Below are 23505 nucleotides of genomic sequence, written 5' to 3'. Positions count from 1 at the left end.
AAAAACAAAGGGGATGAAGAAATGACATTGGCAATTGAAATGAAAGATGTAATGAAAAGTTTCAGTGGAAAAACGGCACTTCGAAATGTAAATATTGAGGTGAAGCAAGGAGAGATATTCGGATTCCTTGGACCGAGTGGATCTGGTAAGACGACAACAGTAAAAATTTTAACTTCTCAATTGCTTCATAGTGTTGGAACGGTAAGAGTATTAGGGAAAGATATTACAGGACCAAGTAGCATCGATTACAAACGAATTGGTATTTTAACAGATAACAGCGGCTTATATGAAAGACTTAGCATTTATGATAACTTACTATTATTTTGTGACTTATATGATTGCAAAAAAGAACGAATCGATGAAGTACTAGCACAAGTGAATTTATTAGATGATAAAAAAACACCAGTAAAAAAATTATCAAAGGGAATGAAGCAACGCGTCACACTAGCAAGAGCAATCCTTCATAAACCAGATATTCTCTTCTTAGACGAACCAACATCTGCACTTGATCCAGTAAACGTACAAAATATTCATAAAATCTTAAAAGACTTAAATAAAGAAGGAACGACGATTTTCTTAACGACTCACAACATGGACGAAGCAGAAACGCTTTGTAACCGCATTGCCTTCCTGTGTGGCGGAGAGATTGTAGCACTTGATACACCGGAGAACCTTCGCTTACAATACGCGAAAGATCAAATACAAGTCGTGTTAAAGGATAAGAAGAAAGAAACGGTACAAAAAGATGAATTAGGTGCAAAACGTATTTCAGAATGGATGAACAAAGGAGAATTACTATCCATTCATTCACACGAACCAACTTTAGGCGATATTTTTATTGAAGTTACTGGGAGGGGATTATAATGACATTTTCAATGAGACGTGTATCAGCTATTTTTAGAAAAGAAGTACAAGATTTTAAGACAAATTCACAAGTGTTGTTAATGGCATTTTTACCAATTATACTTTCATTTTTGTTTAGCAGATTTGGAGCGGGAAAGGAAATGTTAGGCATTACTACTATAACGGCCTTCCTATTTGTCGCAGGCTTTGTTCAATCTATGGTAATTGCAGAAGAAAAAGAAAAACATACATTGCGTGTATTAATGCTATCACCGGCATCTTCGGTGGAAGTTCTACTTGGAAAAAGTATATTAACAGCATGTTTGACATTGGGCATTTGTATTGTGAACTTATTTATTTTGGATCAATTCAGTGGAAATCTATTATTGCTAGGATTTATTTTCTTATGTGGAACAATTTTATTTATTGTGATTGGAACAATGATTGGATTGTTAGCTGCATCTGTACCACAAACATCAATAATTGGAATGCCGATATTAATGACGATGTATTTGGCTGTACAGTTTGAGCCAATGGTTGAAAATAAAGTAATTAAGACGATGATTGGATATTTTCCAACATCTCATATTGTGAAAGCACTTAACAGTTTAGTAGGTGGGACGGGATTTGGTAGTATTAGTGGGCATGTATTAAATGTTGCAGTTTGGCTTATTATATCGCTCTTTGTATGTTTAATCGTATATAAAAAGAAACAATTAGATTAAAAACTGAGCCAAAAGTGCTCAGTTTTTTCTTTTTTCTATCATTTCCTCGGAAATTTTGCAATTCTCATACATATTTTTACAGATTTTGTCGAAAAGTAATTAGTTATACGTTGTATAGGATACGTGAATATTGTTCAAAATGATTGCTGAGGTGATGATGGAATGCGAGGAAGAAATAATAAAAAGTCGCAAAAGGTAGTACATTTATTTCAAAAAAGATGGGTGTTTCCGGCACTATACATTGCTTGTGCAGCGGTAATCTTAATGGTTGCGCTATGGTTCCAAGGAGCTAATCCGAAGAAGACTCCAAACCACGATCAAGCAACACCGTATACACAATCGGAAGATCCAGCAGTACCAGTAACAAAATCTTCAGAAGTAGTGAAAATGCCAGCTGCCGCGAATGCGGAAGTAGTCGTACAGAAGAAATTCTATGAAGATGCAGCAACTGAGGCGGAACAAGAAAAAGCACTTGTCTTTTATAACAACACATATTCCCCGAACAAAGGAATTGACATTGCTGCGAAGAATGGAAAAGAATTCAATGTTGCTGCTGCTTTAAGTGGTACAGTAACGAAAGCTGAAAAAGATTCACTTCTTGGTTATGTTGTAACAGTTGATAGTGGAAATGGTGTAGCGGTATCTTATCAAAGCTTAGGCAGTGTGAAAGTAGAAAAAGGTGCAAGAGTTGCACAAGGTGAAGTATTAGGAACATCCGGTCTAAGTGCAATGAATAAAGAGGCAGGTTCTCACGTTCATTTTGAAGTACGTAAAGACAATGTGGCTGTGAACCCTGAACGTTACTTAAATAAATCAGTAACAGAAATTAAAGCTGATGCAGGTGCTGCAAAGGCTACGAATGCTTCTGGTAAAAAAGCTGATGACAAATCTCAAAAAGAAGAGAAGTCAACGAGCACGAAACCTGAAAGTAAAACAGAAGACAAGTCTCAAAAAGAAGAGAAATCAACAAGCGGTTCAACTAGTGACAAAAAAGAAGAACCGAAGAAAGAAGAAAAATCAACAAATGGTTCTACAGAATCATCTAACGATTCTTCTTCACAAGAATAATGAAGTGAAAAAATCAGTTCCCACTAGGGGAGCTGATTTTTTTATTTTTATATAAAAATACTCAATTTCGAGAAAAAAGTTGCAATAACAAGGAAAAATGACGAGATTCTCGAATATATATTACAAAAGGGAGGGGATACTGTGTCATTTTTGTTTGTTCTGTCGACTGCTATTATTTTATTGTTTGTTTTATTCACTTTATATTATTACATTGCCGGTAAGAAAGAGGTTCCCCACCATCAATTGTTAGAAGAAGAATTGGAACGAGAAGAATGACACCTTATATATAAGGTGTCATTTTTTTTCGCTATAATAGTCAGTTTTAACGTATTTCTCACAAAAAAACGTAATTTTTCTTAACTTAGTCCGCAAAAATAGTGAACATGTAGCATATATCAGTAGTGCGGGCAATACAATGGTATAAACCAAAGCAAAGAGAGTGTTTGAGGTGAGAAATCGTGAATCATTTCATTATAAATCCAAGAATGTTTAACGCTTACAAACAGCACTCACACTTACTTCTTAGTCGTATGCAGCGAGGCTCATTTCACCCTTCTCACATCCAAATTAGGGAGGCGAGTGGTGTGCACGATTACATCAAAGAGAGAACTATCAAGATTGGTAAGTATATCGTGGAGACAAGAAAGACAGTGCGTGTCATTGCAAAGGAATTTGGGGTATCAAAGAGTACAGTCCATAAAGATTTAACAGAACGTCTACCAGAAATTAATCCAGAGCTCGCAAATGAAGTGAAAGAAATTCTTGATTATCATAAGTCTATTCGTCATTTAAGAGGGGGAGAAGCAACAAAACAAAAGTATAGAAAAGAAGATGTAGAGAAGCCTGTACGTCAATAATGTTACAGTAGCAAACATTCCGTTCACATTCGGTAATATTTTTCAGAAGAATTCTTTTTGCGAATATTACGTTTCTGTTAAATTTATGATAAAATCAGAAATTAGGTGAAAAGAATTCGGGTGTAACCTGATTTTGAATATCGAGGAGGAAAAAACGGGAATGTTTGCGCGAGATATCGGAATTGACCTAGGTACGGCTAACGTATTAATTCATGTTAAAGGTAAGGGTATTGTATTAAATGAGCCATCTGTTGTGGCGATTGATCGTAATAGTGGTAAAGTATTAGCAGTAGGTGAAGAAGCGAGAAGCATGGTGGGACGTACGCCTGGTAATATTGTAGCAATCCGTCCACTTAAAGATGGTGTAATCGCAGATTTCGAAATTACAGAAGCAATGTTAAAGTATTTCATTAACAAATTGGACGTAAAGAGCTTCTTTTCAAAACCTCGTATTTTAATTTGTTGTCCAACAAATATTACATCAGTAGAACAAAAAGCAATTCGTGAAGCTGCTGAACGTTCAGGTGGTAAAACAGTATTTTTAGAAGAAGAACCAAAAGTAGCCGCAGTTGGTGCTGGTATGGAAATCTTCCAACCAAGCGGTAACATGGTTGTTGATATTGGTGGAGGTACAACAGATATCGCTGTACTATCTATGGGTGATATTGTTACCTCTTCCTCTATCAAAATGGCTGGCGATAAGTTTGATATGGAGATCTTAAACTATATTAAACGTAAGTATAAGCTATTAATCGGAGAACGTACTTCAGAAGATATTAAAATTAAAGTTGGTACAGTATTCCCAGGTGCACGTAGCGAAGAACTTGAAATTCGCGGACGTGACATGGTAACAGGCTTACCACGTACAATTACAGTATGCTCTGAAGAAATTACAGAAGCGTTAAAAGAAAATGCAGCTGTTATTGTACAAGCTGCAAAAGGCGTATTAGAGCGCACACCACCAGAACTATCTGCAGATATCATCGACCGCGGTGTTATTCTAACAGGCGGTGGAGCTTTACTACACGGTATCGACATGCTTCTAGCAGAAGAACTAAAAGTACCAGTATTAATTGCTGAAAACCCAATGCACTGCGTTGCGGTTGGTACAGGTATTATGTTAGAGAATATCGACAGATTACCAAAGCGTGCTTTGAGATAATTTGAAAGAACTAAGGCTAATGCCTTAGTTCTTTTTTCGTTTTTATATTTTTTTATTTTGTTTTTTTGCGAAAATGGAAGGAAAATAGAGAAATATGAAGGAAACAGGTAAAATATTCATATATATGGTTAAATTTAATATTTCCTTAATTGAAAACGTTTATAATATAATGAGTCGAATACGACATTAAGGCAAATAATGTTTCAATACATATTGCCTTTCCCTAATTTGGGCATACACTCTTTTCCACCTCCGTGTCAGTTGCAAAAATGTGCAACTATTTTAATGGAATAGAGTGTGTGCATTTTTTTTAGGAAGTTGTGCTAAATATAAAATGTTACTTTGTAATGACAAACAATAAACAAAATGGGATAATAGCAATATGTCCAAGTGGTAAGACCAATATTACAAAAGGGGCGATTGTTACATGCTAAATATAGAACAAATTAAAGAAATCATTCCTCACCGCTATCCATTTTTACTTGTTGATAAAATATTAGAAGTAGATGAAGGAAAAAGAGCGGTTGGGATTAAAAATGTATCCGCAAATGAAGAATTCTTTAACGGACACTTCCCTGACTATGCAGTTATGCCTGGTGTACTTATTGTAGAAGCATTAGCACAAGTCGGAGCAGTTGCAGTATTAAAGAAAGAAGAAAACCGCGGAAGACTTGCTTTCTTTGCAGGTATCGACAATTGCCGTTTCAAAAAACAAGTACGCCCAGGTGATCAGCTTCGTCTAGAAGTAGAAATGACACGCGTACGCGGCCCGATTGGAAAAGGAAAAGCAATCGCAACAGTAGATGGTGAAGTTGCATGTGAGGCAGAAATTACATTTGCGATTGGTGATAAAAAAGAATAGATAGTACTAAAAAATCTCCTTGTGAAAAGACAAGGGGATTTTTTCGTTTCTGCTATATAACGATGAAATGATAATATACAAACTAATCAGAAAATATCTTGTAAATAGATGGTAATTACCATATACTTACTTTATTGTTTATCTAGAAAACTGGATAAGTGATAAAGGTAATAAAGAAATAAGGGCATTGTCATATTGTTAAGGTACTTAAATAAGACAAAGTAGAATGTTATTGATTATGATGAGATGTGGGGAAATCAGCGATACAAAATGGTAATTAGACGTATGAAATCGAGCATAGAGAGAAAAGAGAAATGTCGCATTTCACAAAAGGAGATTATGAATATGTTCGGGAGAAAGAAAAGAAAACCATTGCGAAAATTAATTACGCATAAAGAGCCTAAATCACGTATTGCAGAGCAATATCGTAACATTCGTACAAATATTGAATTTACATCTGTAGATAGTCGTGTTCGTTCTATTATTGTTACTTCGGCAGATCCAGGTGATGGAAAGACAACGACAATCGCAAACTTAGCAGTTGTTTTCGGACAACAAGGAAAGAAAGTTTTATTAATTGGAGCTGACTTGCGTAAGCCGACGATACAAAACTTATTTGCTGTTCATAGTTCAAATGGATTAACAAACTTATTATCGGGACAAGCAAAACTCGTGCAATGTATTCAAAAAACAGATATAGAGAACGTATACTTAATGGCAGCAGGCCCAATTCCGCCAAACCCAGCTGAATTATTAGGGAGCCGGATAATGGATGAGGCATTACTAGAAGCATATAACATGTTTGATATTATATTAATAGACACACCACCTGTCCTTGCGGTTACAGATGCACAAATACTAGCGAATAAATGTGATGGAATCGTACTCGTTGTACGAAGTGAAAAGACGGAAAAAGATAAAATCGTAAAAGCGAAACAAATACTAGATAAGGCATCTGGAAAAATACTTGGAGTCGTTTTAAACGATAAAAGAGAAGAAAAAGAGCAGTATGGTTATTACTAAAATATGAAAAAGCCAACAAAAATTTTGTTGGCTTTTTGTTTTTTCTAAAAATTCTTTATCAAGTTATACATTGTAAAAAACATGATATGATAAAATTTTTGGGAAATCATTGGAATGTGTTGTCATATTTAAGATTATTTTGTAAGATTAAACTGGTTTGTTAGAAGCTTGTATTAAATAATTTATTTAAATAAAAAAATATAAGATGAATATGCTATAATTTTTCTTATGTGCAAATTTTAGAAAGTTGGAGGAACTTATGGAAGAAACAATTAGTTTGAAAGAGTTATTTCATATTTTAAAAAAACGTTTAGCAATGATCCTCGTAATCGCCTTTGGTGCAGCAATGGTAAGTGCTATCATTAGCTTCTTTATCATGACCCCTATTTACGAGTCTTCCACTCAGATTCTTGTGAATCAAAAAAAGCAAGAAGGAACAGCTATTCAATTTAATGAGGTACAAACGAATATTCAATTAACAAATACATATAAGGTAATCATTAAAAGTCCTGTTATTTTGGAGCAGGTGAAAGAAAAGTTGCATTTGGAAGAAACGGTGCAGAAATTAAATAAAAAAATTGAAGTAGCTAACGAAAAAGATTCACAAGTTGTAGTAGTAACTGTACAGGATAAAAATCCAAAGGTCGCTCGTGATATCGCAAATACGACAGCTGAAGTGTTTCAAAGTGAAGTAGCAAAAATTATGAGTGTTGATAATGTAACAGTATTATCGAAGGCGGAAGTTGCTGAAAAGCAAGTTCCAGTTAAACCACGTCCGATGTTAAATGTGGTAATTGCTTTTGTTGTTGGTTTAATGGCTGCAGTTGGTCTTGCATTCCTACTAGAATACTTGGATAACACAGTGAAAAAAGAAGAAGATGTAGAAAACTTACTTGGTTTACCAGTGTTAGGTATTGTTGCACGTATGGATGAAGAAACAACAAATATAAAATCACATGCTCCATCATCAAAAAAAGTGAGGGGAAAAACAATTGGCTCTTAATAGTTTACTTAAAAAGAAAAAAAATTACCGTCAACGTCGTCAATTAATTGCTCATCAACAACCGAAATCACCAATTTCGGAACAATATCGTAATATTCGAACGAATGTTGAATTTGCAGCTGTTGATACAAACTTGCATTCGCTAATGGTAACATCTGCGAATCCAAGTGAAGGGAAAACGACAACGACAGCAAATATGGCAGTTGTTTTCGCCCAACAAGGAAAAAAAGTGTTGTTAATTGATGCAGACATGCGTAAGCCAGCAATGCATCAAATGTTTCAAGTAGATAATATTTTTGGGTTAACGAATGTATTAACGCATAGTGAGCGTTTAGAGAAATGTGTACAAGCGACTGCAGTTGAGAATTTGAGCTTTCTAGCTTGTGGCCCAATTCCGCCAAACCCAGCGGAATTGTTAGGTTCGAAATCAATGCAAGAGCTTCTTGCTCAAGCGTATAGTATATATGATCTAGTTATTTTTGATTTACCTCCAATTTTAGCTGTAACAGATGCACAAATTATGGCGAATCAATGTGATGCATCTATTCTTGTTGTTCGTAGTGAATCCACGGAGAAAGAATCCGCAGTAAAAGCAAAAGGATTATTAGAGTCTGCAAAAGGTAAGCTGTTAGGTGTTGTTCTGAATGATCGTGAACGTGAAAACGGCTTATATTATTATTACGGTGCAAACTAATTAAAAAGTGAGATATGGTAGAAACATATCTCCTTTTTTCCCTTGAATATGAGATGAATCTCATATTCAAGGGAAAAAAGACTTATATGAGAGAGGGAGGCTGAAAAGCATGATTGATTTACATTGTCATATTTTACCTGGAATCGATGACGGTGCACAAACAGTAACAGATAGTTTAGCAATGGCAAAGCAGGCTGTATCAGAAGGAATACATACAATTGTCGCAACTCCACATCATCAAAATGGAAAATATGTAAATGAACACGATTCTATCATTTACCAAGTGGGACAATTAAATGATGAATTAAAACAAAATGAAATTCCGCTAAAAATTTTACCAGGACAAGAAGTCAGATTATATGGTGATCTATTAGAAGACTATGAAGCTGGTAAAATTGTCACTTTAAATGAAACGAATAAATACATACTAATTGAATTTCCATCAAATCATGTACCACGTTATGCAGAGCAACTGTTATATGAACTACGTGTAAAAGGAATGATTCCGATTATCGTTCATCCAGAACGTAATGCTGAACTAATTGAGCGACCAGATAAGTTATATGATCTTGTAAGTAAAGGTGCATTAACGCAAGTGACAGCAGGTAGTTTACTTGGGAAGTTTGGTAAAAAAATCAAAAAATTTTCATTGCAACTTGTTGAACATAATTTGACGCATATGATCGCATCAGATGCACATAACATAACGTCAAGAGCATTTCATCTAGCGGAAAGCTATGAATTAATTGGAAAAGAATTTGGAATGGACGTTATGAGTGATTTAAAAGGAAATCCGTATTTATTAATCAGCGGTAAAGCAATTTATAAAGAGGATCCAGAACAAATTCGTCGTAAAAAATTGTTTGGTATTTTTTAAATAAAGAACTGGTGATGTCTCCTAACCGTTATCAACGGAGGCACTCGGTCGTGCTGTGGGTAGAAATTACATTTCAACCTACCTTAGACGCTTGTCGTCGGGAGTATGGCGTGAGGATGGGTTAGATGCCCATAATTTTATTTATGCTAGAAACTCTACCTATGGAGTTATAACTATGAATTCATAGGTAGGGTTTTTGTAATTGTTACATATTAATATACGGATTTAGGGGGACTAGAATTGAAAAAAGTAAGAAAAGCAATTATTCCAGCCGCTGGCCTTGGGACGAGATTTTTACCAGCAACGAAAGCGATGCCGAAAGAAATGTTGCCAATCGTCGACAAACCGACAATTCAATACATAGTTGAAGAAGCAATAGAATCAGGAATTGAAGATATTATTATCGTAACGGGAAAAGGAAAACGTGCAATTGAAGATCATTTTGATCACTCTTTTGAGTTAGAACAAAGTTTACTTGAAAAAGGAAAGCATGAAGTGCTTGAAAAAGTACAGGCTTCTTCAAAAATTAATATTCATTACATCAGACAAAAAGAACCAAAAGGCTTAGGACATGCGGTATGGTGTGCACGTAAATTTATTGGAAACGAGCCATTTGCGGTATTACTTGGTGACGATATTGTTCAAGCAGAAACACCGTGTTTACGCCAATTAATGGATCAATATGAAGGAACACAATCTTCTGTAATAGGTGTACAAATGGTGCCAGAAAGTGAGACGCATCGTTACGGTATTATTGATCCAGTTGAAAAAAACGATCGTCGTTATCAAGTACGTCAATTTGTTGAAAAGCCAGCTCAAGGAACAGCACCATCGAATTTGGCAATTATGGGTCGTTACGTATTAACACCAGAAATCTTTATGTTTCTTGAGGATCAACAGACAGGTGCTGGTGGGGAAATTCAATTGACAGATGCGATTCAAAGGTTAAATGAGATTCAACGTGTGTTTGCATATGACTTTGAAGGAATTCGTTATGATGTTGGGGAGAAGTTTGGGTTTATTAAAACGACAATTGAGATGGCGTTACAATATGAAGATTTAAGAGAAGAATTGATAAATTATATGAATCAACTCATTACAAAAGAAAATGTACATATATAGAGGGAGGGGAATAGATAGTGGCCTTAATTAAAGTGTCTAGTGGAACTGTAGAGGAAAAAGAATTGCTCGTTGCTAAAGAGGTAAATCAAAATGGATTATATTTACTTATGAAGCGCTTGATAGATGTATGTGGTTCTTTGTTTGGTCTTATTTTACTCTCCCCTATTTTCATTATAGTAGCAGTGCTTATCAAGTTAGAAGATCCAAAAGGTCCAATCTTTTTTAAACAAATGCGTGTAGGGAAGGGCGAAAAAGAATTTGGAATGTACAAATTCCGTTCAATGGTAGTAGATGCAGAAGACCGATTAAATGATTTGTTGAAGCATAATGACGTGTCAGGTGCAATGTTTAAAATGAAAGATGACCCTCGAGTTACAAATATCGGTAAATTTATTCGTAAGACAAGTATTGATGAATTACCACAATTATTTAATGTATTAAAGGGAGAAATGAGTTTAGTCGGACCACGACCACCATTGCCTAGGGAAGTGAAAGAATACTCGAAATATGATAAACAGCGCCTTTTAGTAACACAAGGATGTACAGGTTTATGGCAAGTAAGTGGAAGAAGTAATCTTACATTTGATGAAATGGTAGAGTTAGATTTACAGTATATAAAGAAAAGAAGCATATGGTTTGATATAAAAATTATTTTCAAGACATTTTTCCTTTTTCTTGGTTCTAAAGATGCATATTGAGTTTGAAGAAATTTCCTAAAAGGGGTCGGAATTAATGAAGGACAAAGAAAAAATTTTATATATAATGCATGTGGATTGGGGTTGGATAAAACAAAGACCTCACTTTTTAGCGGAGGGTCTAAATAAGTTTTACGACTTACTGGTGATGTACCGTTTTAATCCTATTAGAAAACACATGATTAAGAATGATAGTGACGTGAAGAAACTACCGTTATTAACTATACCTAGAAGATTTGGTAGATTTTTTGAGAAAATGGATGATTTCATACAAATTATCTGGATTACAATGGTTAGTTTAGTATTTAAACCACAAAAAATATGGTTAACATTCCCAAGCCAATATAAATATATACCTAAAAAACTTCTTAAGAAGGTAGAGCTAATATATGATTGCATGGATGACTGTAAAGAATTTTATGATGATCCAAAAAGGAAAAAGGATATAGAGTTTTTAGAGAAAGAATTAATAAAAAATGCAAGAACTATTTTATGCTCTAGTAGACATTTAGGTGATGTTTTAGAAAACAGGTATGGAAAATTAGATAATTTATGTTTAGTAAGAAATGGATTGAAGGAAGAGTTTATCTCTAGTAGAAGTATGGCTGAGAATGTTAAATCAATATTCCAAAAAAATGAAGGCATTAAAGATGTTGTTTACATAGGGACTATAGCTAATTGGATAAATTTTCAAACGATTGATAAATGTTTGGATGAAAACAAAAATGTACGCTTTCATTTCATCGGACCTGTAGACTACCAACCTCAACTTGTGAATAGTGATAAAGTAATATTTCATGGACCAATTGAGCATAGTAGATTGATTGAAAATAAAGAACTATATGATGTCTTAATTATGCCATTTATTAGAAATGAGTTAATAGAAAGCGTAGACCCGGTCAAATTATATGAATATATTGCTTTTGAAAAACCAATCATCTCCGTGTATTACCCTGAAATAGAAAGATTCAATGATTATGTGTATTTTTATAAAAATCAACAAGAATTCTTTGAGTTAATTAAGAAGATAAACTTTAATGATTTAGAAACTAAATTTGAAAAAGAACTAGGTCATGCATTTTTAGAAAATAATACTTGGAGTAAGAGAGTAGAAAGTATTGTTGAAAAGATATAATTTTGAGAAGACCGCATGGATTTGAGAGGAGTTCTCTACTATGAGAGAAGTATGTATAGTTATACCAAATTGGAATGGATGGAAAGATACTATCGAGTGTTTAAATTCACTTGTTAAGATAGAAGATAAAGAAAAAATGATGGTAATAGTAGTTGATAATGCTTCCACTAATGAATCAGTTGATAAATTGAAGATTTGGGCAAAGGATAATTTGGAGTTAGGAGAGTTTCTTTTTTTTAAAGAAGAAAATACTTCTCCATCTACTAAGGAAGCATCTGTGGTGTTAATTGAAAAAGAGGAAAACAATGGTTTTGCAGGGGCAGTTAACGCAGGATTAAAATATGGCTTGGAACATCAAAGTTGTGAATATTATTGGATTTTAAATAATGATACGATTGTGGATAAATATGCGTTAAGTGAATTGTTAAAGTTCGCAAAAGGTAAAGAAGATTTGGGTGTATTGGGTAACACGATAGTGGAATATTTCGATCCAAGCATAATTCAGTGTGCAGGCGGTTGTTACTATAATAAATATTTAACAATTAATCATGCATATTTACATGGAGAGAAAGTATCTAGTATTCAAGAACATACACAAAAGAAAAAATTTGACTATATCCATGGTGCATCAATGTTTATCCCGAAGAAGGTACTTAAACAAGTTGGATATTTAAATGAAGAGTATTTTTTATACTATGAAGAATTAGATTTAGTGGAGAGAGTAAAAAAATTAAACCTTAGCCTGTATTGGTGCAAGGAAAGTATTATACAACACAAAGGTGGGGGAAGTGCAGGTACTAAATCGGCAGCTAATCCTAAAAAATCAGCGTTATCAGAATACTATAGCAATCTAAGCGCATTAAAATATACTCGTAGGTATTATCCATTGCAGTTGCCTTTAGTTGCGATAAATAGATTTTTCTTAAAGGTCGCATTATTTGTTATAAAGAAAGAGTGGGGGTTGTTTAGAGTCTTGTGGTCTTCATATTTTAATTTCTTTACGAGAAAAGGAAATAGAGGGTATCAATGATGGGACAGATACTTGTTTTATTATGTATTTCCTTACTGATTATATTTTCTTTAATTTTAGAGAAAAATAAATTAACTCCATTTTTTATAACTCTTTTAAGTACAATTCAAATATTGTTAGGGTATTATTATCTGGACTTGCTTTCTTTAAATAATAGTAGTTGGATGATTTATTTAGGGAATATAATAATATTCATGTTAGGGTATTTTTCCTTTAGATTTATTTTAGGAACTAATATGAAACTAAATATAGAAGAAATAGGAAATGATTTAACTAAAACAGGTTTTAATGTGAAGGATCATACCACTCATATAATCTTTGTAACAATTATTATAATGTTTACTATGTATCATTTTATAGTTGGTGGAATTCCTATTCTTTCAAATTCTATAGAAGTGGATAGATTTGCTTTTTCTTCATCAGGTTTATTTGGAATACCAGGTAGGATTTTTCTATTTGGTTTACCATTCATTCTTATTTATGTTTCATATTATGATAAACAAATCAATAATTCATATTCTAAAAAATTAAAAGTTATTGTATGGATCGCTTTTATTTTGTTTAAACTTCTATCAGGCTTTAAAGGAGCAATTTTAGATATAATTATTTTATTTGTATTTATTAAAGCGTTCTTAAACCAGCCATTAAAAGTGAAAAATATCTTTACGTTTAGATCAGTACTTCTACTGTTTTCAGGAGTAATATTTGCTGCGTTTATAAGTAGTTTTTACTCAAGTTTATCTTTAAACGGCCTAGAAGATATTTTTAAATATTTATTAGCAAGACTGACTCAGATAGCTGCAGAGGCAAGTTATTATGTTATAAATAATTTGCATTTTTTCGAGTCGCCATATAGTTATCAATATAATGATTTTGCATATTTTATTAATAAATATTTCCATATTCAAATGATAGGAGATAGGGAGGTATTCCCAATAGATAAAATAGTATCTTCAATGCTAAATAACACCCCGCTATCTGAATATAACTTTATTGTTCCTGTTACTGTAGGGGCTTTTGCTGGGCTGGTATTAGATTTTGGGATAATAGGCGGTTATTTTGGGATGTTTTTAATAGGTAGTATATATTATTACCTATTTATTAATTGTTTGAAGGCAAAATCTCCGTTTAAGGGTGCTAGTTTAGGGATAATTCTTTATCAATTTCATGTTTATATTTTAAATGGAGGATTAGTGTACACGCTTATAAATACCTCGGTGATTATACTATTCTTATTTATGCTTAAAATTCTTTCACAAATTATTGCACATATTATTATAGGAGCAGCAAGAAAAAGCTAGTTTAATAAAAGAGAGAGTTACATTTAGAGGCTAAACTTACAGGTTGTTTAGTCTCTTAATATTGTATTTTGGGAATGAATTAAATATAATACTTACTATTTTTAGTGACAGAGAGGAAGAATGGATAATGAAGGGAATTATTTTGGCCGGAGGCAGTGGAACACGTTTATATCCATTAACACAAACGGTATCTAAGCAATTATTACCTGTATATGATAAACCAATGATCTACTATCCATTATCAGTATTAATGCTTGCTGGTATTCAAGAGATTTTAATTATCTCTACACCACAGGATACACCTCGTTTTAAAGAGTTATTGGGAGATGGTTCTCAATTTGGGATAAAGCTTGAATATGCTGTGCAGCCATCACCAGATGGCCTGGCTCAGGCATTTATTATTGGAGAAGAGTTCATTGGCAATGACTCGGTAGCTCTTGTTCTTGGTGATAATTTATTCTACGGACACGGTTTAACAAAATTATTACAAAATGCAGTAGAACGCCAACAGGGAGCAACTGTCTTTGGATATTATGTAAATGACCCAGAACGTTTTGGGGTTGTAGAGTTTGATGAAGGTGGGAAGGCTATTTCTATTGAAGAAAAGCCTCAAGAGCCAAAGTCACATTATGCTGTAACAGGTTTATATTTCTATGATAATCGTGTTATAGAGATTGCGAAGAATATAAAACCATCACCCCGTGGAGAATTGGAAATTACTGATATAAATAAGGTCTATTTACAATTACAAGAGTTGCATGTTGAAATTCTTGGTCGTGGCTTTTCTTGGTTAGACTCTGGTACGCACGAGTCATTATTAGAAGCATCTCAATTTATTGAAACAATTGAAAAACGCCAAAGTTTAAAAGTAGCTTGTTTAGAGGAAATAGCCTTTAGAAAAGGGTATATTACACGTGAGAAACTATTTGAATTAGCAGAGCCGATGAAAAAAAATCAATACGGTCAATATTTAATTAGATTGGCAGAACAAAGTAAACAAAAACAACCAATTTATCAATAAAGGAGTACTTATAATGAAGATTGTTGAAACTAAAATTCCTGATGTAGTTATTTTAGAGCCTAGGGTATTTGGCGACCATCGCGGATATTTTATAGAAAGTTATAATAAAGAGGTCTTTGATAAGCTTGGTTTAGATTACGAATTTATTCAGGATAATCAATCTTTATCTGTACCAGCCGGAACATTACGTGGATTACATTTTCAGTTAAATCCTAAAGCACAGACAAAGATAGTACGCTGTATTACAGGTGCAATTTATGATGTAGCTGTTGATATTCGGAAAGGTTCACCTACATATGGCCAATGGGTTGGTGTTATTTTAAGCGAACATAATAAACGCCAATTAGTCGTACCAAAAGGATTTGCACATGGATTTTGTACATTAGTGCCAAATTCGACAGTGGCTTACAAAGTAGATGAATACTATTCTCCTAATCATGATGCTGGTATTCTATGGAATGATCCAGCCTTAGGAATCGATTGGCCAGTGAGTGAACCAATCCTTTCGGAAAAGGATACTAAACATCCATTATTAGAAGAAGCAAATATTAATTTTGTGTACGAGAAATAAGGAGGAATAACATGAAAATATTAGTAACAGGTGGCGCAGGGTTTATTGGAAGTAACTTTGTTCGATATATGGTGAAGAAGTATCCGGAATATAATATTGTAAACTTAGATTCGTTAACATATGCAGGTAATTTAGAAAATCTAAAAGATATTGAGGAATTATCTAATTATAAATTTGTCAAAGGCGATATAGCAGATCGTCAGTTTATTAACCAATTATTTAAAGAAGAAAAGTTTGATTATGTGTTAAATTTTGCAGCAGAGTCACATGTTGATAGAAGTATTACAAATCCTGATATCTTTATTCAAACGAATATCCAAGGTACACAAGTATTACTAGATGCTGCTAAAAATGCGGAAGTAAAAAAATACTTGCAAGTCTCAACAGATGAGGTATATGGAACTTTAGGCGAAACTGGTTACTTTACGGAAGAAACACCTTTGGCATCAAATAGCCCGTATAGTTCAAGTAAAGCTGGTGCAGATCTATTAGTTCGTGCTTATCATGAAACGTTTGGTTTACCAGTAAATATTACACGTTGTTCAAATAATTACGGACCATTCCATTTCCCAGAGAAGTTAATTCCTTTAATGATTATTAATGCACTAAATGATAAACAATTACCTGTATATGGTGATGGTTTAAATGTACGTGATTGGTTACATGTTGAGGATCATTGTCAGGCAATTGATTTAGTACTTCATAAAGGTAAAAATGGTGAAGTGTACAATGTTGGTGGAAATAATGAACGTACAAATATTGAAATTATAAAAACAATCTTAAAAGCATTGGGTAAACCAGAGTCTCTAATTAAGTATGTTACAGATCGTCCAGGTCATGATCGTCGTTACGCAATTGATGCGACAAAACTCCGTGAAGAATTAGGTTGGTCACCAAAGTATAATTTTGACACAGGTATTGAGCAAACTATTAAATGGTATTTAGAAAATCAAGATTGGTGGAAAAATATTATTTCTGGAGAATACCAAGAATACTTCAAGAATCAATATGCTAATAGATTAGAGGTATAAAACATGAAGGTATTAGTAACAGGAGCTAAAGGTCAGTTAGGACAAGATGTTGTAAAGCTGTTGGAAGGGCAGACGTGTGAAGTCTTTGGATTTGGCAGAGAAGAGTTAAATATCACGGATGAAAAACAAGTAAACGAAAAAGTATTATCAATTCAGCCAGATGTTATTATTCATACGGCGGCATATACGCAGGTGGATCAAGCTGAAAGTGATGAAGAAGCTGCTTTTAAAGTTAATGCTGAAGGGACAAAGTATTTAGCGCAAGCTGCTGAAGTAGTAGGAGCAAAATTTTGTTACGTGAGTACGGATTATGTTTTTGATGGAACAAAAAATGTACCTTATAAAGCAGATGATCAAACTAACCCTCAGACAGTATACGGTAAATCAAAATTAGTTGGAGAGCAGTATACACAAGAATATTGTTCAAAATATTATATTGTTAGGACTTCTTGGGTCTTTGGGGTATATGGGAATAACTTTGTAAAGACAATGTTACGTTTAGCAGAAAGTAAGAATGAAATAGGAGTTGTTAATGATCAGGTCGGTTCACCGACTTATACAGCTGATTTAGCTAATTTTATTATTAATCTGGTGAAAAGTAACAAGTATGGAATTTATCATGCATCTAATTCTGGAGTGTGCTCATGGTATGATTTTGCACAAGAAATTTTTAAATTAGCTCAGTTAGATATAAAAATGAAACCTCTGAAAAGTGAAGAATTTATTAGAGCTGCTGTGCGTCCTAAATACTCAGTATTATATAAGGAAGATACTCAAGAACAAGAGATTTATAAATTTGCAGATTGGGAAGATGCCTTAAAAAGATATTTTGTAGCTGTTGAAAATCTCAAATGCTAGTGAGTTTTCTTAAAAGTCAAGGTAGTATTTGGGAACCAAATTGTGAATGATTTGGTGAATAAAATGTGAGAAATAGTAGAAGACGTTCCAAGAGAAAGAGGCAGATATTTTGAAAGTAATGCATGTGGGAGAATATGTTAAAGGTGGAGTGGCAACTTATCTAGATGAAGTAATAAAGTATCAAAACGAATGTGAAGAGATTTCAGAGGTATATTTAGTTTTAAGTGAGACAAATTCTGAAAAGGGATTTAGCATAAATAATAATAATTTAATTTTTTATCCTTATGAGAGAAAAGTGAAGAATTTTATTGGAGCTATGAGTTCAATTTGGAAAAGTATAAAAAAAAATGAGCCAGATATTGTGCATGTACATAGTACATTTGCAGGCTTTTTTGTAAGGGTGCCATTGTTTTTTACAAAAAAGAAGTATAAGATTATATATTGTTCACATGGTTGGTCTTTTTGTATGCAAGTATCCAATATGAAAAAAGCACTGTATGCTGGTATAGAAAAATTATTGTCTGTGAAGACAGATAAAATTATTAATATTTCCTTTAATGAATATCAAGAATCGATTAGCAGAGGATTTTCAAAAGGCAAGTCTAGACTAATATATAATGGGGTTTCGGCAGAGTTTCGCAAAAGTTCTATAGACTATAGGTTGGATTCTTCTAAGATAAATCTTCTATTTGTCGGGCGATTTGATCATCAAAAAGGGTTAGATATACTACTAGACTTTTTTTCCCATTACCAAAATGAGAAGATAAAATTGTATACTATTGGTGATAGTATACTAAAAAATAATGATTTGGTAATTCCTGATAATGTGGAATCTATAGGATGGATAAATCATGATGAAATTGACTCTTATTACAGTTTATTTGATGCGGTAATAATACCGTCACGTTGGGAAGGCTTTGGATTAGTAGCGATTGAAGCAATGAAAAATGCTAAAGCCATTATTGTTAGTAATCGAGGGGCGCTCCCTGAATTTGTAGGGAATGATAATGGTTATGTATTTTCTTTAGAAAATCTAGAGAGCTTAAAGGATATTTTAGATCATTTAGATAAAAAAGAACTGACTGTAAAAGGATTTAGAGGATTAGAAGAATTTAATCAAAAATATACAAGCAACAGAATGAATCAGGAAATTATTGATTTATATAAGGAAATGATGTAAATAGCGACTGATATAATCTTGAAAACATAGTAGAGTGAAAGAAAATATATCAATTCCGTTTATGAGATAATACAAAAGTATAACATTGATATTTTAAATAATTTTGAAAGTGAAAGAAGGAAATGGCTTGAAAAAAGTTATATTTTGGATTATAGGTATCGTAAGTGTAATTGTTATAGGTGTTGGTATATATGCTTATAACATGTATTCTTCAGTATCGAATACCTTAGATGCTGTACACAAACCACTAAGTCGTGAAAAATCTGATAAAAGATCAGAGAAGGTAGACGTATCTGATAAAAAACCAATTTCAATCTTAATGCTGGGGGTAGATCAAAGGGGAGCTGATCAAGGAAGATCAGATTCCTTGATGTTGTTTACTTTAAATCCAAAAACAAATTCTATGAAAATCACAAGTATACCACGTGATTCTTATACAGAGATTGTTGGTAAAGGGAAAAAGGACAAAATTAACCATGCATATGCATTTGGTGGAATTGATATGTCAGTCAAAACTGTAGAAAATTTCCTGGATGTCCCAATTGATTATTATATTGAGGTAAACATGGAAGGGTTTAAAGATATTGTTGATGCTGTTGGTGGAATTGACATTAATAATGATATGGATTTTACAATTGATAATGTTCATTATCCTAAAGGTGATTTACATTTAGATGGGGAAAAGGCATTATTATTTACTAGAATGAGATATCAAGATACACGTGGTGATTTTGGTCGACAAATGCGCCAGCGCCAAGTAATTCAAGCAGTAATAAAAAAGGGAGCAAGTTTCTCTTCTTTAGCAAGCTATGGTGATGTGTTAAAAGCTATTGAAAAAAATGTGAAAACTAGTTTGACTCAAGAGCAAATGTTTGATATTCAAAAAAATTATAAAGAATGTATAAATAATACTGAAGAAGTTCAAATTCCAGGGGATGGGCATAAGGCCGCGGATGGTATTTGGTATTATTATGTTACAGAACAAGCGAAAAATGATTTAACAAATAAGCTAAGGGAACACCTTGAATTAAAGAAATAAATCTTAATAAACCCAGCTACCTTATAGATGGGTTTATTTTTTTATGTATTTAAATTAGTGGTGTATAATGTGGAGTTTATTATAAGAGGTGGATTAATGAATAAAAAAATGATACTTGTTATAGTTACTTTTGTATTATTTATTACTTCTATGGTGAGTGGTAAATTATACTGGAATAAACAGGCCAAGAACATAACAGGACAAACGATGGAAACGGGAACAAAGCAAGTTAAAGGGACTGAAGGTTCGAGAAAAACTGAAGAAAAAGTTAAGAATGAAAATGTTTCTTTAAATGAAAAATACGCGAGGAAACTACCAGACTCAGTTAAAGGGAAATTAAAGGAAGCAGCTAAAGAGGATCGAGCTGTTAATCTTGTGATTGTGGGAGATCAGGCTTCGTCCCGTGAAAGTGGTACTTGGACAGAGAGTTTTATTACTAGTTTGGATGCTGCATATGGAAAGGGCATCTGGAATGTAACTGTAAAAGACTTTAAAGACGAAAGTACTGAAGAATTACTTAATAAAAAGCGATATAAGGATATTATCAAAGAAAATCCAGATGTGTTATTATTTGAACCACCATTTATAACGGATAATAATAAAATAGGAAATGGAAATTCAGTGAAAAATACAAAGGATTTTGTCCAATTGATTTCAGATAATAAGAAGGATGTAGTTGTTTTACTTCAACCGCCAAATCCGGTATATAATGCAAAAAACTATCCGAAAGCTATTGAATCATTAAAACAATTCGCAGAACAAAGTGGCTATACATATTTAGATCATTGGGATGCATGGCCTAATGCAACAACAAAAGAGATTTTGTCATACTTACAAGAGGACTTTGGTTTTCCGAGTAAACAAGGTCATGAGATTTGGGCGCAGTATATTACAAAATATTTTGTCGCAGATAAATAACACGCATTAATAATGTCTAGGTGATGTTATCGAAATAAGATTGTATATAGTGTTGTTTTGTGTGAAATGTTGTACTAAAAGGAGTTACAAATGTTAAAAAATAGATTAGCAAAGAATGCATTTTCTTTATTGTTGCTCAAGGGTTTTGAATATATGTTACCTTTAATCACTATTCCGTATTTAGTACGTGTTCTTGGAAATGGGAATTTTGGAGAAATGATGTACGCTATTGCTATAGCCTATTTCTTTGTGACAATTACGAATTATGGATTTGATTTGACAGCAACAAGGGAAATTTCAATCCACAAAGAAAATTTAAAAAAGGTCAATAAAATATTTTCTTCTGTTATAACGGTAAAGTTCTTTTTAATGTGTATTAGTTTTTGTTTGTTGTCGCTACTTCTATTTATATTCCCTCACTTTCAAGGGAATAGGGTAGTATATTATGCAGCATTTTTAAATGTAATTGGAAATGCTTTGTTTCCAGTTTGGCTATTTCAAGGTATCGAGAAGATGGGATATATTACGGTTGTTAATATGATAGCTAAACTAACAACCACGCTTTGTATTTTTATCTTTGTAAGTGATTCTAGTAATTATATTATAGCGACAGTACTACAGTCTATTCCTTTAGTAATTTGTGCATTTATCAGCTTTTTTATCATTTCAACTAAACTATCAATTTCTTATAGTATACCTAGGCTGGAGGCTATTGTTTCTTGTTTTAAGGATGGATGGGATGTATTTACTAGCTCCTTTATGAGCTATATTTTAAATTCTAGTGGTACAATTGTTTTAGGGTTATTCTCTAGCAAGGAAGTTGTAGGAATATATTCAGCTATAGAAAAATTATCTAAAGCAATTATCAATTTATTTGCACCTATTACGCAAGCGTTATTTCCACACATAAGTAGTTGCTTCGAGGTGAGTCATAAAAAGGGAAAACAATCGGTTATAAAATTCGGGAAATGGATTATCGCTTTAGCAGCAATTGTTGCTCTCTTTATGGCAGTGGCAGCAAAATGGATTTTAATTATTTTTTATGGAACAGATTACCATGAATATACTTTGGTTGTGCAGCTTTTTGCAATCTGGTTACTCACAAGTATAGCTAATAATGTTATAGGTATTCAATATTTAGTTGCTTCGGGAAGATCATCAGCGTATAGTAGAAGTTTTTTACTTTCAACTATTGCTACATTGATTTTATTTTTTGGACTAATACCTAGCATGGAAATCTATGGTGTTCTAGTAAGTATTAACGTAGGTGAGCTAATCCTTACAGTAACAATGATATTATATATTATGAGATGTAAAGAATAGAGAGTGGATAACATTGTATAATAACAGTTGTGCATTCTATAATATAATGTATTAATATTTCCAAAAGTAATTGATGATCAAAGTATAAAAAAGCCCCCCACATTCGGCCCTTTTTGGTCAGGTGTGGGGGGCTTTATAATTAGGTCAGTCAGATAGGGGCTAGGGAAATTTGCAATTCGATATGTCTTAATTCTCGACATTGTATTGTTAGTGAATACATTAGTTGGTATGTATAAAATTCCTTTCAATTTGTTAAAAGGCGAAAGAGAAGCTAGGATGGGATCCTAAGTATGTAAATGTTAAGACAATCATTGAACATGCTTGGAATTGGCATCAAAAGCAACCGAATGGATATGCTAAATAAATATAATAAGTGAAAGAGAGGGTATCGTCGACAAAATATGTTCGACAATACCCTCTCTTTTTTTATAGGATTTTTGCTATACTAAACTGTACTATAATACGTGGTGGAAGGAGGAGAATGATGAAAATACTTGTGGTTGATGATGAATCGAGTATTCGTAATTTGATTCGGATGCAGTTGGAGATGGAAGGTTATGAAGTATTGGCAGCGGCTGATGGGAGAGAAGCTTTAGAGAGATGGAATGAAGGGCCGGATGTATTGATTTTGGATGTTATGCTTCCGGATACGGATGGGTATGAGTTGCTTCGTTTGTTCCGTGAGAGGGATAGGGATATTCCCGTGCTTATGTTAACGGCAAAGAGTCAGATGAATGATAAGTTGCTTGGCTTGCAGCTTGGTGCTGATGATTATGTGACGAAGCCGTTTAATTATGCGGAGCTTATTCTTCGGGTTAAGAATATGGCGCGGCGTGTAAAGAAGACGGAGGCGGCTATAAGTCATGAAGTAATTGAGGCTGGAGAGATAGTGATTTGTCCTAAGGAAAGAAAGGTACATGTGAGTGGACAAGAGATTCAGTTAACGTACCGAGAGTTTAATTTATGTCAGTTATTTGTTTCAAATCCACAGCGTGTGTTTATGAGGGATGAGTTACTTGAGAAAGTATGGGGATTTGAGTATATCGGAAATACGAGAGCAGTTGATATTATGGTGCAGAGACTTCGCAAGAAGCTTGGGACGAGCGGAGAATATATTAAGACAATTTATGGCGTTGGCTATAAACTGGATTGTTAAGTGGTGATGGT

General features: G+C 33.4%; 25 protein-coding genes and 1 pseudogene. All 26 read left to right on the top strand.

Annotated features, from left to right (window positions below; all coding sequences use genetic code 11):
• Positions 1-21: 21 nt before the first annotated feature.
• Positions 22-864: an ABC transporter ATP-binding protein gene (locus tag ACTFR8_RS21740; RefSeq protein WP_000170864.1), complete on the top strand. Its 843-nt coding sequence runs from the start codon at positions 22-24 to the stop codon at positions 862-864.
• Positions 864-1568, top strand: coding sequence for an ABC transporter permease (locus ACTFR8_RS21735; protein WP_252209738.1), 705 nt, complete (start codon positions 864-866; stop codon positions 1566-1568). The genes ACTFR8_RS21740 and ACTFR8_RS21735 overlap by 1 nt, the downstream gene beginning before the upstream one ends.
• A gap of 162 nt (positions 1569-1730) precedes the next feature.
• Positions 1731-2636 carry a M23 family metallopeptidase gene (locus ACTFR8_RS21730; RefSeq protein WP_001214926.1) on the top strand — a complete coding sequence of 302 codons (906 nt, stop codon included), beginning with the start codon at positions 1731-1733 and terminating at the stop codon, positions 2634-2636.
• Between the two features lie 141 nt (positions 2637-2777).
• Positions 2778-2912: a hypothetical protein gene (locus tag ACTFR8_RS21725; RefSeq protein ID WP_000008903.1), complete on the top strand. Its 135-nt coding sequence runs from the start codon at positions 2778-2780 to the stop codon at positions 2910-2912.
• Between the two features lie 308 nt (positions 2913-3220).
• On the top strand, positions 3221-3493 hold the full coding sequence (gene spoIIID, locus ACTFR8_RS21720) for a sporulation transcriptional regulator SpoIIID (RefSeq protein ID WP_000544012.1): 273 nt from the start codon (positions 3221-3223) through the stop codon (positions 3491-3493).
• Between the two features lie 160 nt (positions 3494-3653).
• Entirely contained in the window at positions 3654-4655 is a 1002-nt protein-coding gene (locus ACTFR8_RS21715) for a rod shape-determining protein (protein ID WP_000457978.1), read from the top strand.
• Positions 4656-5082: 427 nt separating this feature from the next.
• Positions 5083-5517 (top strand): 3-hydroxyacyl-ACP dehydratase FabZ, encoded by a 435-nt coding sequence (fabZ, locus tag ACTFR8_RS21710; RefSeq protein WP_000931959.1) that lies wholly within the window; start codon positions 5083-5085, stop codon positions 5515-5517.
• 345 nt (positions 5518-5862) lie between these two features.
• A complete protein-coding gene (locus tag ACTFR8_RS21705) occupies positions 5863-6540 on the top strand; it encodes a CpsD/CapB family tyrosine-protein kinase (protein WP_141558759.1) in 678 nt (225 codons plus the stop codon).
• Between the two features lie 259 nt (positions 6541-6799).
• Positions 6800-7543, top strand: coding sequence for a YveK family protein (locus tag ACTFR8_RS21700; protein WP_100619729.1), 744 nt, complete (start codon positions 6800-6802; stop codon positions 7541-7543).
• Positions 7533-8237 (top strand): CpsD/CapB family tyrosine-protein kinase, encoded by a 705-nt coding sequence (locus ACTFR8_RS21695; RefSeq protein ID WP_098583167.1) that lies wholly within the window; start codon positions 7533-7535, stop codon positions 8235-8237. Before ACTFR8_RS21700 ends, ACTFR8_RS21695 begins: the two co-directional genes overlap by 11 nt.
• Before the next feature lie 109 nt (positions 8238-8346).
• Complete coding sequence (locus tag ACTFR8_RS21690; RefSeq protein ID WP_100619775.1) at positions 8347-9114, top strand: tyrosine-protein phosphatase; 768 nt, start codon at positions 8347-8349, stop codon at positions 9112-9114.
• 240 nt (positions 9115-9354) lie between these two features.
• Positions 9355-10236, top strand: coding sequence for a UTP--glucose-1-phosphate uridylyltransferase BpsC (bpsC, locus tag ACTFR8_RS21685; protein ID WP_098583164.1), 882 nt, complete (start codon positions 9355-9357; stop codon positions 10234-10236).
• 17 nt (positions 10237-10253) lie between these two features.
• Entirely contained in the window at positions 10254-10934 is a 681-nt protein-coding gene (locus tag ACTFR8_RS21680) for a sugar transferase (RefSeq protein ID WP_100619730.1), read from the top strand.
• 34 nt (positions 10935-10968) lie between these two features.
• A complete protein-coding gene (locus ACTFR8_RS21675) occupies positions 10969-12066 on the top strand; it encodes a hypothetical protein (protein ID WP_100619731.1) in 1098 nt (365 codons plus the stop codon).
• Between the two features lie 40 nt (positions 12067-12106).
• Entirely contained in the window at positions 12107-13096 is a 990-nt protein-coding gene (locus tag ACTFR8_RS21670; protein ID WP_100619732.1) for a glycosyltransferase family 2 protein, read from the top strand.
• A complete protein-coding gene (locus tag ACTFR8_RS21665) occupies positions 13096-14397 on the top strand; it encodes an O-antigen polymerase (RefSeq protein ID WP_100619733.1) in 1302 nt (433 codons plus the stop codon). Before ACTFR8_RS21670 ends, ACTFR8_RS21665 begins: the two co-directional genes overlap by 1 nt.
• A gap of 127 nt (positions 14398-14524) precedes the next feature.
• Positions 14525-15418, top strand: coding sequence for a glucose-1-phosphate thymidylyltransferase RfbA (gene rfbA, locus ACTFR8_RS21660; RefSeq protein WP_100619734.1), 894 nt, complete (start codon positions 14525-14527; stop codon positions 15416-15418).
• Between the two features lie 13 nt (positions 15419-15431).
• Positions 15432-15989: a dTDP-4-dehydrorhamnose 3,5-epimerase gene (gene rfbC, locus ACTFR8_RS21655; protein ID WP_100619735.1), complete on the top strand. Its 558-nt coding sequence runs from the start codon at positions 15432-15434 to the stop codon at positions 15987-15989.
• Between the two features lie 11 nt (positions 15990-16000).
• Entirely contained in the window at positions 16001-17020 is a 1020-nt protein-coding gene (gene rfbB / locus ACTFR8_RS21650; protein ID WP_100619736.1) for a dTDP-glucose 4,6-dehydratase, read from the top strand.
• A gap of 3 nt (positions 17021-17023) precedes the next feature.
• The gene (gene rfbD / locus ACTFR8_RS21645) at positions 17024-17878 is read left to right on the top strand and encodes a dTDP-4-dehydrorhamnose reductase (protein ID WP_100619737.1); all 855 of its coding nucleotides are present in this window, start codon (positions 17024-17026) and stop codon (positions 17876-17878) included.
• A gap of 118 nt (positions 17879-17996) precedes the next feature.
• On the top strand, positions 17997-19058 hold the full coding sequence (locus ACTFR8_RS21640; protein ID WP_100619776.1) for a glycosyltransferase: 1062 nt from the start codon (positions 17997-17999) through the stop codon (positions 19056-19058).
• Between the two features lie 127 nt (positions 19059-19185).
• On the top strand, positions 19186-20097 hold the full coding sequence (tagU, locus tag ACTFR8_RS21635; protein WP_144608176.1) for a polyisoprenyl-teichoic acid--peptidoglycan teichoic acid transferase TagU: 912 nt from the start codon (positions 19186-19188) through the stop codon (positions 20095-20097).
• A gap of 96 nt (positions 20098-20193) precedes the next feature.
• Positions 20194-21015, top strand: a complete 822-nt coding sequence (locus ACTFR8_RS21630; RefSeq protein WP_100619739.1) for an SGNH/GDSL hydrolase family protein — start codon at positions 20194-20196, stop codon at positions 21013-21015.
• Positions 21016-21105: 90 nt separating this feature from the next.
• A complete protein-coding gene (locus tag ACTFR8_RS21625) occupies positions 21106-22338 on the top strand; it encodes a flippase (RefSeq protein ID WP_100619740.1) in 1233 nt (410 codons plus the stop codon).
• A gap of 256 nt (positions 22339-22594) precedes the next feature.
• Positions 22595-22702: pseudogene (locus ACTFR8_RS21620) on the top strand (UDP-glucose 4-epimerase GalE); the annotation flags it as partial.
• 120 nt (positions 22703-22822) lie between these two features.
• Positions 22823-23494 (top strand): response regulator transcription factor, encoded by a 672-nt coding sequence (locus ACTFR8_RS21615; protein WP_061660877.1) that lies wholly within the window; start codon positions 22823-22825, stop codon positions 23492-23494.
• The last annotated feature ends 11 nt before the right edge of the window (positions 23495-23505 follow it).

Source organism: Bacillus cereus group sp. MYBK15-3, from assembly GCF_051916765.1.
GTDB classification, from domain to species: Bacteria; Bacillota; Bacilli; order Bacillales; family Bacillaceae_G; genus Bacillus_A; species Bacillus_A cereus.
This window is presented reverse-complemented; position numbering and strand designations above follow the sequence as displayed.